A 14,509-nucleotide genomic window follows, 5' to 3' on the forward strand; every position below is an offset into this window, starting at 1 on the left:
TAAGCCCCTTTTGTTTACCTGCAGCCAGCTAAGTTATACTCATTCAAAATAGCTGTGTGTTCGCCTGTTGTTACCAATTGGATGATGTCTTTATTGTTATGTTTGATGGCAGCACTTATTTCCTTTGCATTTGGAGCAGCTCCATATTTCATGAGGTAGGCGACCATGTATTTATTATTTCTGGCGATGGCCAGTTCCAGTGCAGAATGTCCGGATGCCGCTTTTGAGTGGGGTCCGTGGTTCGCTTCCAATGCCGCTGCTAGGCTTGTTACATTATTGTTTATTATACTATTAATCAGGATATTGTTTGGTTCTTTTGGTTCTTTATTTTTTCCAAATGTATATAGTCCAATGGCTATGATCATAACAAGAGTCCAGGAGTTTGCGGATAAAAAAGTGCTGATTGTTTCAAAATTCATGCTGTGTTCTCTCCTTCGATATTTGTTTCTTACAATAGCTATATCGGGAGAGATTCGTAATAGTTTAGTAGTGGGTATTTTTACATAAATCCCTATTATGGTCTAACATAAAAGGGAAGCAGCTCCCTATGAAGGTCTGCTTATTTTTCAATCCTTCACAATTCCTAATGCAAATCCGTCATATCCTTTAGATCCGACGGTCTGAATGGCGGTGGAATCGATCCTTGGGTCTTCTGCCAGCAGGTCAATAAACTGCTGAACGCCTTTTACGCTGGCATCTTTGTGGTTTTCGTCCGCCACCTGTCCTTCACGAACGACGTTATCCCCAATGATGACCGCTCCGGGCTTGGAAAGCTCCAGTGCCCATTTCAAATAATGAGGGTTGTTCGGTTTATCAGCATCTATAAAAATGAAGTCAAACTCTTTTCCTTTTAAGGATGGCAATGTATCAAGGGCTGCTCCGACCAGTACATTAATTTTCTTCTCTAAGCCTGCATTACGGATATTCTCCTCCGCAACCTTTGCGTGCCTTGGATCATACTCCAGGGTCGTGAGGTATCCATCCTCTGGCAAAGCACGGGCAAGCCAAATACTGCTGTATCCGCCGAGTGTACCAATTTCCAATATGTTTTTTGCTCTTTTCAGCTTGGCGAGTAGATGAAGGAATTTCCCTTGATTCGGAGAGACATCGATGGCAGGCAGATTGGCATCTGAATTTGCTTTTAATACGGCATCCATGATTGGATCTTCCGGATGGAGTTTCGTACTGAAATAATGGTCTACATCTTTCCAAAGCTCTGTTTGGTTCATGGGCCTCTCTCCTTGAAAGTAGAATTTTCAAACAAATTGATTGTATCATATTTCCATATGGGGGAGAGGTGTTTGTTAAATAGTTTCAGGGATGTGGTTCTTGATAATCTGGTTCAAAAAGTATAAAGGGCATCCCCAACCCCCATTCGCGAAAACCGCCTAATTAAAAGAGGGATGCCGTTTTCAGCATCCCTCTCCAGGTTAACGTGTTTCTATAGGATCTTTCATCATTTTAGCCTTCAGCTTTCTTTCTTCTTCCACTTCACTCTTCATCGCTTTTTGCAATGACCAGCACATGAGAAGAAGGACGATCGCGAATGGGAAAGCGGCCACTAGGGAAGCGGTTTGAAGAACTTCAAGACCGCCTGCTAAGAGAAGCACAGCAGCAGAAGCAGATTGAATGACTCCCCATGTTACTTTAATCTTGATGCTCGGGTTCAAGTTCCCTCTTTCGCTTAGCATGCCAAGGACATATGAAGATGTGTCAGCAACCGTAATATAATAGATGGCTACGACAGCAAATCCAATGACACTCAGCAGGGAGCTTGCCGGCAAATAATCAAAGAAGTTGAATATGGAAAGTGAAACGTTGTCCGCAATTTGTTTAGCCAGTTCTGGGTGACCCATGTTCTGGATGATATCAAGAGCGGCTCCTCCGAAGATGGCGAACCATACACATGTTCCAAGCGCCGGAACAAAGAGAACACCGATTACGAATTCACGAACGGTCCGCCCTTTTGAAATACGGGCGATGAACATTCCGACAAACGGACACCAGGCAATCCACCATGCCCAATAGAATAGCGTCCAATCTCCAATCCATGTGTTGTCCCCAAACGGTCTGATCCGCAGACTCATGTTGACAAAGTCGCTTGCGTAGCTTCCGAGTGAGCTGAAGAACACTTCAAAAATAGTCAGTGTAGGTCCAAGGATCAGCACAAGCAGCATGATCAGGAATGATAGGATAATCGCTGCGTTGGACAGGTACTGAATTCCCTTCTCCAATCCGGTGCTGATGGAGACAATAAAGAGAAGTGTAGCCACTCCGATCACGATTAATTGGACCGATACATTATCCGGTACACCCATAAGGGAGTGCATACCTGCGGATATTTGCATGGCACCTAGTCCAAGAGAGGTGGCAATTCCGAAAACAGTGGCGAATACGGAAAGAATATCAATTGTCTTTCCAATCGGACCGTAGATTTTTTCTTTTAAAAGAGGGTAAAAAGCAGAGCTTACGGCTGCAGGAAGACCCTTTTTAAACTGGAAATAAGCAAGTGCGAGGCTTATGACCGTATAAATTCCCCAGGGCTGTAATCCCCAGTGGAAAAAGGAGTACTTCATAGCTGTATTCGCTGCTTGAGCGGTGTAGCCTTCTCCGTATGGCGGGTTTGTGTAGTGGGTAACAGGTTCAGCAACCCCCCAGTAAACAATTCCAACTCCCATCCCTGCGCCAAACAGCATCGCAAGCCAGGAGCCTGTTTTAAATTCTGGTTTGTCCGTCTCTTTTCCCAGCTTAATGTGCCCGAATTTAGAAAATAACAGGTAAATCGCATAAATTACGAGAAAAAAGGCAGTTCCGATATAAACCCAGCCAAGATACTCAATAACAAAGTCATAAGCTGTGGTCGTAATTTTGTTGAAGCTGGCTGTGAAAAAACCACCCCAAACAATGAAAATCAGTGTTAAAAGAACGGATATAAAAAATACACTATGCTTTGAAAAGCTAAAATTCTTCATAAGTTCTAGTTCTTCTCTCCTTCCATTTTATTGGTATTCCGCCCGAACTATGCCACCGTGTAGTCTAACGATAACTTTTGGCTATGTCCAGTGCAGCCCCTTGCTATCGTCTCAAAACCGCTTGCAATGAACCCTAAGTCACCGTTGCCATGAAGGCGATGGTATCCCTTTCAAAAAAAAACCGAAAAAAGTTTGAGAGGTTTTTTTATTTTTATATAATATTTTCCTGTTATTCAATGGATTGCCTATTTTATCTTCTGCAAATTTATGGTGATTTAGTCGGAAAAACTAAAAATTTGAAGAGGAAAATCCAAGCATGCCGAAAAGGTATGTAAAGGAGGCAAAGAAGATGAAAAAATTAATGGCAATATTGCTCGCAGGAAGTCTTTTGATCATAGCCGCTGGATTTCAGCAAAGCCCTGCAGAGGCCAGTTTTCGTCTGAATTTGGTAAACTATTCCTCAAACCGAATATGAAAAAATATACAAACAGACAAGCGATGAAGTCCTGCTGGACGCATTTGTGCACTTAGGCCGGGAATTTAACAAAGGGGTACGCAAATACCGCTTGGAATCCACCATACCCTTAAGCGGAAACAAGCAGTATATCTGGACGAATCAAACGAAAACCAAAGGGATCTAAGTGATTGTTCAGGCAGATTGGACAATCGCCGGCTTAAACCTATTACCACTTCAGCCTAATTCTCAAACCGATAAATACTATACTAAAAAAATACAGCATGCCGGTCAGGCGGCACGAATGTCCTGATTAATTACTATTACGCACACGAAAGCCAGTGTTACGCTTACGATCTCCTGCAAATGAAAAAAGGACAAACCTACCACGGTGATCCATTTGTTTTTTGGCAAGCCAGTGGCTGTTCCATTAGAAGGAACCGCCGTAAAAACCGTTGATGGAATAAAACATAATGTACCCGGTGAATCCGGATCATGATGAAGGAAATTACGTGGAAATCAAGCACAAGAACGGAGAACACAGCATCCTGGCTCACTTCATGAAAAACTCCATCAAAGTACGTGAAGGAAAACGGGACAAGTCCTTGGAAACTCCGGGAATTCGACGGAGGCGCACATTCATTTTCAAGTGAGCAGCAGTCCGGATAACATGACAGGCAAATCGATTAGAATTCAGTTTAAAAACGGAAAAGAGCCGGTAAGAGGGGAATTTACGAGGAAATAGCGGGTGTTTAATGAAGTATAGCTAACCCTTTAAAAATAATCATTTATCCGGTATTATTTATAGTGAGCTACTTGATTTTTCCAGGGGGTGTCCTTATGGCCGTGAGTTCTCTTTTGCCATACATGTCAGCTTCCCATGCAGAGCCTAAGTAAGCAGAAGGCGATCCTTTGCATGGGTGATGTTTATCAATCGCCTAAAAGATAGGATTACTTCTGCGGAATCGGCTTTGCCCTTCATTCTTACATTCAGAAGAAGGAGCTGGCAGAAGTGAAACAAATCAAAGCAGCCGCTGTGCTGCCTGAAAGTCTGCTGATGGAAATCCAGAAGTACGTACAGGGAGAAACCATTTATATACCGAAGCCGAAGGAGGCTTATGGAAAATGGGGATCCCAATCAGGTGGAAGAAAAGCGGTAGACGAACGGAACGCGCAAATGAGGAGAGCATTTAAGCGGGGAAGAGCCATTTCTCAGCTGGCATCAGACTATCATTTATCAGTGGAGACCGTGAAAAAAATTGTATATACGAAAACCTCAAAGCACGGATCATCATGATTCGTGCTTTTTATGGCGAAATTGGTTCATAAACATTTTATCCCTTTCGAAAAAACAAAGTCGTGTTTACAATAAAAGGGTACAGAAAGGGGCGGTACAAGTGGAACCGTTTATTCGAACTGATCAGTACCACTATATAAAATCACAAGCGCAAAACCTTGTAAATGGCCACGCCACAGCAAACGATCAAGGTGTTTTGAAGGCAGTCAGAGAATTGGCCAGAGAAAACGTGCTGAATCTAATGGAATTGAATGAGGAACAGCAGGAATTACTGCTTCCGATTACAGAAATTAAAGAACGCGGCGATGCGGAACTATTCACAGCTGCCGTAAAATCGTATGTTATTCCTTTTCCAGAATTAACGGAAGCGGCCATCAAAAGGACGTTTCCTAAAGCTAAAAAGCTAAAAGCTCCTGCAATGGAGGAACTGGATTTAAAGGAACTGACCTATTTGAGCTGGATTGATAAAGGTTCAGATAAAATGTTCATCATTGCCCCGTACAAAGGGAAACTCAAGGGGCTGCAAGGAACCTACGACCGCTTTCATAAAAAGGGTATCTGCACCATCTGCCACGGCTATGAAGAAATCGGAATGTTCATGACTGAGATTAAAGGGAAGGTGCAGGGCACATTCGTAAAGCGCGGCAATTATATATGCCGGGACAGCTTAAACTGCAATCAAAATTTGACGTCGCTTGACAGGCTTGAGGATTTGTTTGAATTGTTGGGTTGAAATTTATTTATTGGGTGGTGCCTCACCATGGGTGGCGGCGCCTGACCCGCGTTGCTTCACCGCATCGGGGGACAGAGGCATAAAGTGATGAACACTTATGGTGCAAGGGCTGGGAAACCACCGTGCCAGAGCTTTAGTCCGGTAAAATTTGAGGGGACTGGCACGGTGCCAGTCCCACTTTGCTTCACCGCACCGGGGGACAGAGGCAAATAGCGATGAACCCTTATGGTGCAAGGGCCGGCGAACCACGGTGCCAGAGCTTTAGTCCGGTAAAATTTGAGGGGACTGACACCCCAGAGGCGAGGAACGGCCAAATTATCAGAGTGACCGGCCCGATAAAATTGATTAGCTAAAAAAGCTTGTCGATCGGTCAGAAACATGGATGGACCGGCTAAATTAGGACTATGAACGGTCAAATAAAATCAATCGGCTAATTCATAAGCATTTCAGCACTCTCAACCACCTCCCTAAAAAGTGGTAATATGAAAGAAGAGCTTACCTACATAAAGGGGAGAAACCAACATGCAAGCTGCTGAAAGAAGGCCATCGGTCAATCCGACGGTGTATCCGATTCTTTTTGCGATCGGATTTGTACATTTACTGAATGATACGATGCAATCTGTCGTTCCGGCTGTGTTTCCGATTTTGGAGAGAAGCATGAACCTATCCTATGGCCAGCTGGGGTGGATTGGGTTTGCGCTTAGTATGACGTCTTCCATTATGCAGCCGGTTGTGGGGTGGCTGACGGATAAAAAAAGTGCTCCGTATGTGCTGCCGTTCGGAATGGGGCTGTCAATGATCGGGATGCTCGGGCTAGCCTTTGCGCCGAACTTCGGTTTCGTGCTGCTTTCGGTTATTTTCATCGGGCTTGGTTCGGCGGCGTTCCATCCGGAAGGATCGCGGGTTGCTTACATGGCAGCGGGAGGAAAGCGGGGGCTTGCTCAATCCATTTACCAGGTGGGCGGAAATTTTGGACAGTCGCTTGCGCCGCTTATGACGATCCTGATTTTCATTCCGTTAGGCCAATTCGGTTCGATTTGGTTTACGCTTGTCGCTGCCTTAGCGGTTTTCGTACTCCTTTTTGTATCAAAATGGTACTCAAACCAGCTGATCCGGTTTCCGAAAACAGTAAAAGCGACGGTGAAAACGAAGACCAGAAAACGGACGAAGCAGGTAGGCTTTGCGATTACGCTGCTCGTTTTCCTCGTATTTGCCCGTTCCTGGTATTCTGCCGGAATCTCAAACTATTTTCAGTTTTACTTGATTGAGGATTATGGAATCTCCATTAAGGAAGCACAATATTTTATTTTTCTATTCCTTGCTTCCGGGGTAATTGGAACGTTCCTCGGCGGACCGCTTGCCGACCGGTTCGGCAAACGGAATGTCATTTTGTTTTCGATGGTCGGATCGGCTCCATTTGCGCTCATCCTTCCTCATGTCAGTCTGATATGGGTGTACCCGTTATTCTTTATTATTGGAGTGATTATTCTATCAAGCTTTTCCGTTACGGTTGTTTATGCGCAGGAGCTCATTCCAGGAAAGATAGGAACAGTATCCGGGCTTATTGTGGGCTTGGCCTTCGGAATGGGGGCAATCGGGTCTGCGTTTCTCGGAATGCTTGCGGATGTATGGGGCTTGTATGCAACGATGATTTTGTGCAGTGTGCTCCCGGTGATTGGGATTTTGACCGTGTTTTTGCCTTCGGATCAGAAGCTGAGGGAGTGGGAAGCGGAGTCTCAAACGCAATAAAAAAAGCAGGCCATCCTTTTGGGATGTGCCTGCTTTTTTAGTTATTTCCCCATTACCCACTGATCCTTCTTAAACAGAGAAACCGTGACGGCAAGTACGATGATCATGAACAAAGCGGTGCTTCCGACAGTCAAAAGAATGTTCTGGACATTAATGATGCCGTAGAGCATTTCTTTTATCAGGGCAAACATATTGATTGCGGGAATGATGAAATGCTGAAAGCTCGTTTCATTTACGCCAGTGCTTGTTAAGGTGAAGATTGGCAGAATGGGTAGCATCATAATCGGAGTTTGATAGCTTTGGGCCTCTTTTACCGACTTTGAGATAAGACTCGCGAGCATTTGCACGGATGACATAAAGAGGGCGAACATGACGGATGTTATTAGCGTAATTCCGATAAAAATCCAAACATGATCTCCAAATTGGAGCGCTTCTTTCAATTTTTCGGTCAAAAAGATAATTTCTAAGCTGACAACGGCAACTGCTGCAACACCGGAAAATACGGCTATGGTGGAGACCGTCAGCCATTTAGCTAAAAGCATTTTTGTCCGGCTTACCGGTGTAATAAGGAGAGCTTCCATCGTTTTGCGGTCTTTTTCGCCTGCGAATAAATCGGTTGCGGAAGGGTAAGCACCTGATACGATTGCCATAGAGATAATCATTGGCAGGAAGTTTGAAAAGATACTTAAGGCGGCAGCACTGTCATCCTCACTGTTCATTTCTTTCGTCGTGACTTCAAGAGGCTGAATGACCATTGGATCAAGGTTTGCTGCCTGAAGGCGGTTTTTGACTACTCCCTCCTCAAATGCAGTTAGCTGTGCATCAATCATCTCCATTAATACAGACGAATTTTTGCTGAAGGAATCACCATATAGAGTGGCATTTGCCTGCTGTCCGCTGTTAATTTTCTGCACAAATCCGCTGTCGAATGTAACCGCCGCCTGAGCATCTCCATCTCTTACGGCTTTTTCAGGATCCGTAAAGCTTTTTGTATTCACATTCTTCAATCCGCTCACCAGCTGTTCTTCATCCTTAGCAATGCTGGAAGAAACGGCAAGGGTAAAGGTTTGCTTCGAATCTGCCATGATATTTTCGTAAAACAGAGTGAGTCCCGTAAGAACCAGTATTGGAATAAACACTCCCATCAGCAGCGTTCTCCGGTCTCGAAGCGAGTCCTTCATTTCCTTTAGATAAATTTTAAGAAACATGGCTTTTCCCCCTTACTAATTTTGACATGAAAATGTAGTTCAAATCCTTGCTTGCTTCCTCTTGATAAAGGCGCTCTAGATTCCCCTTGTAAACGACTTCTCCTTTATGAATCATGACAACGGAATCGCAAAGCATCTGAACCTCTTCCATGATGTGGCTTGAAAAGACAATCGTTTTCCCCTTTGACTTCAGCTGGTGAATCAGCTGGCGGAAGATGTTCGACGACGTGATATCAAGTCCGGTTGTCGGTTCATCAAACAGGATGATGTCCGGATCATGAATAAGTGTTCTTGCAATCGCGACCTTTTGGCGCATCCCCTTCGAAAAGCCGCCGACTTTGCGGTCTAGGTAATCCTTCATCCCGAACATCACGGCAAGCTCATCAATCCGTACCTTTGTTTCATGCTTGCTCATTCCGTAAAGAGCAGCGAAATACTCGAGATTTTCTTTGGCCGTCAGCCTATCGTACAAGCCGGTTTCTCCTCCAAAGAGCACACCGATCCGTTTTTTTACATCAAAGGATTTTTTGACGGTATCGAACCCGGCTACGCTGATTGATCCGTCTGTAGGTGTAATAAGGGTTGCAATTGAGCGGAGAAGGGTTGTTTTGCCGGCTCCGTTTTCACCGAGCAGCCCGACCACTTCTCCCTTTTTCACGTCGAATGAAACATGCTTGAGTGCCGTTACGTATGTTTTTCGATCTTTAAATTGCTTTGTTACTTCTTTTATCTGAATCATGCTCTCGTCTCCTTTTCTGCTGGTTTCTTTCGTTATCATACCTGGTGGAATCCGGTGAATCTGCGAAGTTGTCGCGAAAACGCCTTTTCCTGTCGCGAATGGGTCAAAAAGGGAATCTTAAATGTTACAATAATGGTGGAATTTGTTTACTAGGAGCAGAGCGATGATCAAAGTAGGATTAGTAGATGACCGGATGATAGATCTGGATAAACTGAAGGGCATTGTGTCCAAAATGGATGAAATCAAGATCTTTTTTGCGACCCAATCTGCAGAAGAAGCGTATGAGTATGTAAAAAGGGAAGAAGTGGATCTGCTGATTGCCGACATTGAAATGCCAGAGCTGTCAGGCTATGAGCTTGCCGATATCATCCATACCCATGCCCTCAGTATTGCGGTTATTTTTGTAACAGCGACTAGCGGCTACGCCGTGCATGCATTTGAACTGAATGTGCATGATTACATTATGAAGCCGTATACGAAAGACAGGCTGGAAAAATCGATTCAGCGCTACATAGAAAAAACCCACTCCTCTGAAATTGCGGGAAGACTGTTTTTAAAGCAAAAATCAGAGATTCATATTGTTCAAAAGAAAGAGATTATTTTTATCGAACGGACGGGCCGGTCTACAACCATTTATACAAAGTCCGGCCAGGTCAAAACGTATCAGACGCTGAATGAACTGGAAGGGGAGCTGAGGGAACGGGATTTTATCCGCTCTCACCGTTCATTTATTATCAACATTCATTTTGTGAAAAACTTTTCGATTTATACGAAAACGACGTATATGGTTTCCTTTGAGGGAATTGAAGAAAAAGCGATGATTACAAAAGAGCAGATTGATTTTATTCAATCTCATTACTTTTAAGGCGGAGATGATGAATGAAAGGAATGATTTACGCGGCGTCCGCGGGAATCGGAGTTTATTTTTTGATTTTGATGATAGATGTCCTGCCTTTATGGGCGGCTGCCATAGCTGCGGTTGTTTTTATTTACGCAGGAGTTAAGCATTGGTTCAGGAATATCGTGTATGTCCAGCAATCTATGAATGGAACGCTGACTGGCATTCAGCTGCTGCTTGCGATCAGTGCTTGGCAGGCTCCTATTCCGGTTCGCTGCCTGCTTTTCCTTGTATTTTCCGGATTGGAATATGTCCGCTTTTTAATAGGAAAACAGTCAAAGGCAACAGACCGGAAAATGACTCAGCTTCTCGATGCACAGAATACGGTCAACGAAACCTTCCGGGTGGTCCGAAGCCAGCGGCATGACTACATGAAGCATATTTCAGCCGTCCACTATCTATTGGAAAAGGGGAGGTATAGCGAAGCGAAGGAGTATATGAACGGCCTTGTCCGCACCTATGAAGAGACGAATATCTCTATAAAAGGCGAGGACGGGGTAGCGGCGGGAATTCTGCATGATGTCTACCGGCGAGCAGACAGTCTCGGAATTCAGATCGCTTATGAATTCGATTTGCCGATCTCCACCTTGCCTATGCACCCGGTTGACCTGGTCGGTTTGCTTGGAAACATGCTCTCCAACGCAATCGAGGCTTGCGAGGAATCGATTCGTGAGGGGCAGAAAGATCCGATGCTGACCGTCCGATTTGAGAAAAGAAGCGGGGTTTATCTCCTTGTTTGCCGGAACTCAAGTGTTCAGCCTCCAAACGAGGTGCTGGATGTTCTTTTTGAAAAATCAGGCCGCTCCACAAAAGGACAGGAAGGCCTTGGTACAAAAGTGATAGCAGATACAGTCAAACAATACGGCGGCTTTCTCGATTTTACATACAAGGAACACATTTTTACGCTGAAGCTGAAATTTCCTTCGATAGGGAGGAGCTGATATGGAAAACCTTGATATTGCGGAAAGTATGAAGGAGTACCATATTGCGGGTGCCGGCATTGCCTTAATTCAGGACGGCCGAATCAGCCGGAAAGCAGGGTTTGGAGTGCTTGAAAGAGGGCAGGAGGAGAGAGTTACGGCTGATACCGTGTTCAATGCTTGTTCCATCAGCAAATTTGCTGCAGCGATGCTTGCCCTGCGACTAGTAGGTGAAGATATTCTTGCTTTGGATGAGGATGTGAATATAAGGCTGAAATCATGGAGAGTCCCGTCAAATGGTTTTACGCAGCCTGTAACGCTCCGTCTGCTTTTAAGCCACCAATCAGGCATAAAGGATCCAGGCGGAAGTTTTATGGAATTGGATTTTTCAAGGTCAGCTCCATCTATTATAGAGATTCTTGAGGGGACAACACCTTATTGCCCGGAGCCTGTAAACATCAAGTATGAACCTGGAACAGAGTTTCATTATTCAGATGCCGGATTTTGTGTGCTGGAGCAGTTGATTCATGATGTGACAGGTGTAACGTATGAGGAATTGCTAAAAAGCAAGGTGCTGAATCCACTCGGCATGGATGGCAGTACATTAAATGTTTTAGGTGCTCATGCGGCAGCGGGCCATGATCGAGAAGGCAGTTTACTGGAGGAAAAGTATCCGGTATATCCATACCCTGCAGCTGCAGGTTTATGGTCAAGCGCGGCTGATCTTGGAAAGCTTTTTGGTGAATTGCTTGATGCCATGAATGCAAGAAGCAAATTGGGTATATCCCAAAAACTTGCGGAAGAGATGATTCGTTCTCAGGGCTGTTCACCGTGGACGGGATTAGGGGTTTTTGTAAACGGAGAGGAAATTTCCTCGCTTGGCTGGGGCAAAGGGTTTCAAAGTATGGCGGTCGTTTATCCCCGCCTTGGCACTGGGGCAATCATCATGACGAACACGGATACGGGTTTCCATCAAAGGAATGGGTGGATTGGGGAGACTATAGAACGTATTCTCTAGCTAGAGTAATGAGAAACAAGTTGAAAACGCTTGGATGTCATTTTCCATGCGTTTTGCAGTGGATTATGCAATAGAGGCTTTCCTCAAACAATCGACCTTTTGCAATAGCTTACGTTCCATTTTGCAGTCCCTTAGCTTGAATTATTTTTTGAAATTAATGGACCGGGCTCTTCTTTTGGAGGGGGAGCATGTTTGATTCGATAATAAATAACCTGCAGGAGGACAGGAAGCGATGAAACAATTCCAAAACATCATAGAATCAGCGGAACAGCTGGATGAGATATGGGGAAAACCGGGTAAGCTCGCTTCAAGCAAGGTCATTGACCACTTAGATCACCACTGTATAAACTTTCTATCTCTCTCCCCATTTGCATTGATCGGTACTTCCAATTCTAATGGAGAATGTGATGTTTCTCCCCGGGGAGACCATCCCGGTTTTATACTGATATTGAATGAAAAGCAGCTTGTCATACCAGAGCGTCCAGGAAACAAACGATTGGACTCCATTCGCAATCTATTAGAAAATCATCATGCAAGTCTGTTATGTCTGATTCCTGGTTTAGATGAGTCGCTTAGAATAACGGGGAAAGCTTCTGTCATCAGAGACCAGGATATTCTGGAGCAAATGCAGGCAAGAGGGAAAACTCCGATTGCAGGAATTGCAATAGAAGTAGAGGAGTGCTTTATTCACTGCGGAAAGGCACTGAAGCGATCACATCTTTGGGATAGCGATGAATGGCCGGCAGAAGAATTGCCTAAAGTAAATGAAATATTGGCGGATCATGCGAAATGTAAGGAATTTGATGCTGAAAGTGTGGCTGCTGCTCTGGAAGAAAGCTACAAGAGGAGATTATATTAGCAAATAGTTCTTTTGAGGCTGGCTGCATATTGCTGATCTAATATATCGACCGAAATAAAAATATATCGACCGAAAAAAAGTTATATCGACCAAAATAAAAATATATCGGCTATTTTTTTGATATATCGACTTTTCGACATGAAGTGACAAATTCCGCCGGCCGTTATGACCGCCAACTTCATACGCATCCCTAAACCCAACCCAACCCAACCCAACCCAACCCAACCCAACCCAACCCAACCCAACCCAACCCAACCCAACCCAACCCAACCCCAAACCAAAAGGATGCCCCCAAAAAAAATGAGGCATCCTTTCCTTATTTCAATGCATTAAGCATGTAAGTTCGAGTACTCGGTCCGTACACACCGTCATCTGCCAGAGAAGTATACCGGCTTTGAAAACGGCGTACGGCAGCGGCTGTATGCGGACCATATTGTCCGTCGATGGAACCGCTGTAGAGACCGAGTTTTTGCAGGGCGCGCTGAATTTGTTTAACGGGCTCGCCTGATGATCCGTCTCTGGATACTCCTGTAGGCAGTGGGTAACTGGCAGAGGGCGGCTTGAATTTGCTTAGTGCGGCATATGTCTGACTGCCGATGATGCCGTCAGCGGTAAGGTTGTTTTTCTTTTGAAAAGCAAGTACCGCAGCTTCGGTACTTGCTCCGAAAATTTCGTCCGCTGTCAAGGTGTATCCAGCGGCAATCAATTTTCTCTGGACATCTTTAACCAGATCTCCTGTGTCGCCTCTTTTCACCGGCAGATTTTCGGCAGCTGGAGGTGCAGCGGGTGCCTTGCCAAAGTCATTTGCGAGGGAACGTTTAACGCTGCTGATAAACTGAGTCCATGATACGCCATATCGCTGAAAGGCATTGAGAGGATCGGTTCTCCTCGAAGGATCCAGTGTATAGTGGCCGATAATGTGTTTGTCCGAATTCAATCCGAAGCGGTCGCAAAGGTAGGCATGATACCAGACATATCGATCGAATGCCTGCTGGAAGTTAATGCTTCCGCCAAAGCATAATTCCACACCGATGGCTGCATCATTGGCATCATCTCCAAATCGGCGGTTGTCTTCCGTAATGCCTGATTGAACGTGAAAAGCTAGTTCATCCAAAGGAATGATTTCCAAAATCGTTTTGTCATCGATAAATGCATGGGCCGAGGCTAATGGCTGCTGATCGTTAAAATATTTGCGGTTCTGAGCCGCACTTGTCCCAGGGTTTCCAGTGTCGTGGCTTACAATGAACAGAACTGTCCTTATTTTTCGTCCGGAACGAGAATTCCCGGTACGAATGTAGGAACGTTGTATAGGATATTTCACTCTCTCACTCTCCATCTCTCTATATAGCTTGTTTATGTTTCTGGGAAAACATCGTTCCGAGGATTCGACAAAATGGTTATCCACACAAAATTCGCACAATATAGAATAATTCAAGAGTTATCAACGTTATCCACACCTAAAACGACGAGAAATTGATGATATTGTGGATAGAGGGTTGTTGTCCTAAGCGTGATCCACACATTTTTCCACAATATCAACAGGGGTGTGAATAACTTATGCACAGCTTTTGCGGAAATTGTAGAATGGCGCGGAGCGATATTGCTACATAAGAAAAACGTTCGGTTAAGATATACAAATTGGTTTCTGTAAAGGATCGGATG

At 44.7% G+C, this 14,509-nt stretch carries 14 protein-coding genes and 1 pseudogene; 8 read left to right on the top strand and 7 right to left on the bottom strand.

The features are described from left to right. Positions 1 to 14: 14 nt before the first annotated feature. From J9317_RS03940 to J9317_RS03950, 3 genes are all read right to left on the bottom strand, one after another. Positions 15 to 419 carry an ankyrin repeat domain-containing protein gene (locus tag J9317_RS03940; RefSeq protein WP_211556581.1) on the bottom strand — a complete coding sequence of 135 codons (405 nt, stop codon included), beginning with the start codon at positions 417 to 419 and terminating at the stop codon, positions 15 to 17. A 147-nt stretch (positions 420 to 566) separates the two neighbouring features. Further along, positions 567 to 1,229, bottom strand: coding sequence for an O-methyltransferase (locus tag J9317_RS03945; protein ID WP_211556582.1), 663 nt, complete (start codon positions 1,227 to 1,229; stop codon positions 567 to 569). Positions 1,230 to 1,430: 201 nt separating this feature from the next. Further along, positions 1,431 to 2,972 carry a BCCT family transporter gene (locus tag J9317_RS03950; RefSeq protein WP_211556583.1) on the bottom strand — a complete coding sequence of 514 codons (1,542 nt, stop codon included), beginning with the start codon at positions 2,970 to 2,972 and terminating at the stop codon, positions 1,431 to 1,433. A gap of 349 nt (positions 2,973 to 3,321) precedes the next feature. Between J9317_RS03950 and J9317_RS20755 the strand changes: the two genes are divergently transcribed. The 4 genes from J9317_RS20755 to J9317_RS03965 all read left to right on the top strand — a co-directional run bounded on the left by J9317_RS20755 (position 3,322) and on the right by J9317_RS03965 (position 7,205). Then, positions 3,322 to 3,447 carry a hypothetical protein gene (locus J9317_RS20755; RefSeq protein WP_284143251.1) on the top strand — a complete coding sequence of 42 codons (126 nt, stop codon included), beginning with the start codon at positions 3,322 to 3,324 and terminating at the stop codon, positions 3,445 to 3,447. Positions 3,448 to 4,429: 982 nt separating this feature from the next. Continuing rightward, positions 4,430 to 4,723: a CD3324 family protein gene (locus tag J9317_RS03955; RefSeq protein WP_284143295.1), complete on the top strand. Its 294-nt coding sequence runs from the start codon at positions 4,430 to 4,432 to the stop codon at positions 4,721 to 4,723. Between the two features lie 100 nt (positions 4,724 to 4,823). Beyond that, entirely contained in the window at positions 4,824 to 5,456 is a 633-nt protein-coding gene (locus J9317_RS03960; RefSeq protein ID WP_211556585.1) for a FusB/FusC family EF-G-binding protein, read from the top strand. 522 nt (positions 5,457 to 5,978) lie between these two features. Beyond that, positions 5,979 to 7,205: an MFS transporter gene (locus J9317_RS03965; protein ID WP_211556586.1), complete on the top strand. Its 1,227-nt coding sequence runs from the start codon at positions 5,979 to 5,981 to the stop codon at positions 7,203 to 7,205. 41 nt (positions 7,206 to 7,246) lie between these two features. Here the strand turns inward: J9317_RS03965 and J9317_RS03970 are convergent, their stop codons facing one another. Further along, complete coding sequence (locus J9317_RS03970) at positions 7,247 to 8,413, bottom strand: ABC transporter permease (RefSeq protein WP_211556587.1); 1,167 nt, start codon at positions 8,411 to 8,413, stop codon at positions 7,247 to 7,249. Further along, positions 8,403 to 9,152 carry an ATP-binding cassette domain-containing protein gene (locus tag J9317_RS03975; RefSeq protein ID WP_211556588.1) on the bottom strand — a complete coding sequence of 250 codons (750 nt, stop codon included), beginning with the start codon at positions 9,150 to 9,152 and terminating at the stop codon, positions 8,403 to 8,405. The genes J9317_RS03970 and J9317_RS03975 overlap by 11 nt, the downstream gene beginning before the upstream one ends. Before the next feature lie 163 nt (positions 9,153 to 9,315). Between J9317_RS03975 and J9317_RS03980 the strand changes: the two genes are divergently transcribed. The 4 genes from J9317_RS03980 to J9317_RS03995 all read left to right on the top strand — a co-directional run bounded on the left by J9317_RS03980 (position 9,316) and on the right by J9317_RS03995 (position 12,847). After that, a complete protein-coding gene (locus J9317_RS03980; RefSeq protein WP_211556589.1) occupies positions 9,316 to 10,017 on the top strand; it encodes a LytR/AlgR family response regulator transcription factor in 702 nt (233 codons plus the stop codon). Positions 10,018 to 10,031: 14 nt separating this feature from the next. After that, positions 10,032 to 10,991: a sensor histidine kinase gene (locus J9317_RS03985; RefSeq protein ID WP_211556590.1), complete on the top strand. Its 960-nt coding sequence runs from the start codon at positions 10,032 to 10,034 to the stop codon at positions 10,989 to 10,991. Between the two features lies 1 nt (position 10,992). After that, positions 10,993 to 11,988 carry a serine hydrolase domain-containing protein gene (locus J9317_RS03990; protein ID WP_249291987.1) on the top strand — a complete coding sequence of 332 codons (996 nt, stop codon included), beginning with the start codon at positions 10,993 to 10,995 and terminating at the stop codon, positions 11,986 to 11,988. A 232-nt stretch (positions 11,989 to 12,220) separates the two neighbouring features. Beyond that, positions 12,221 to 12,847: an MSMEG_1061 family FMN-dependent PPOX-type flavoprotein gene (locus J9317_RS03995; RefSeq protein WP_211556591.1), complete on the top strand. Its 627-nt coding sequence runs from the start codon at positions 12,221 to 12,223 to the stop codon at positions 12,845 to 12,847. 316 nt (positions 12,848 to 13,163) lie between these two features. Here the strand turns inward: J9317_RS03995 and J9317_RS20515 are convergent, their stop codons facing one another. Beyond that, the gene (locus J9317_RS20515) at positions 13,164 to 13,601 is read right to left on the bottom strand and encodes a peptidoglycan-binding domain-containing protein (RefSeq protein WP_347880548.1); all 438 of its coding nucleotides are present in this window, start codon (positions 13,599 to 13,601) and stop codon (positions 13,164 to 13,166) included. A gap of 60 nt (positions 13,602 to 13,661) precedes the next feature. Then, positions 13,662 to 14,183: pseudogene (locus J9317_RS20520) on the bottom strand (peptidoglycan recognition protein family protein); the annotation flags it as partial. Between the last annotated feature and the right edge of the window lie 326 nt (positions 14,184 to 14,509).

It is taken from the genome of Metabacillus flavus (assembly GCF_018283675.1).
GTDB lineage: Bacteria > Bacillota > Bacilli > Bacillales > Bacillaceae > Metabacillus_B > Metabacillus_B flavus.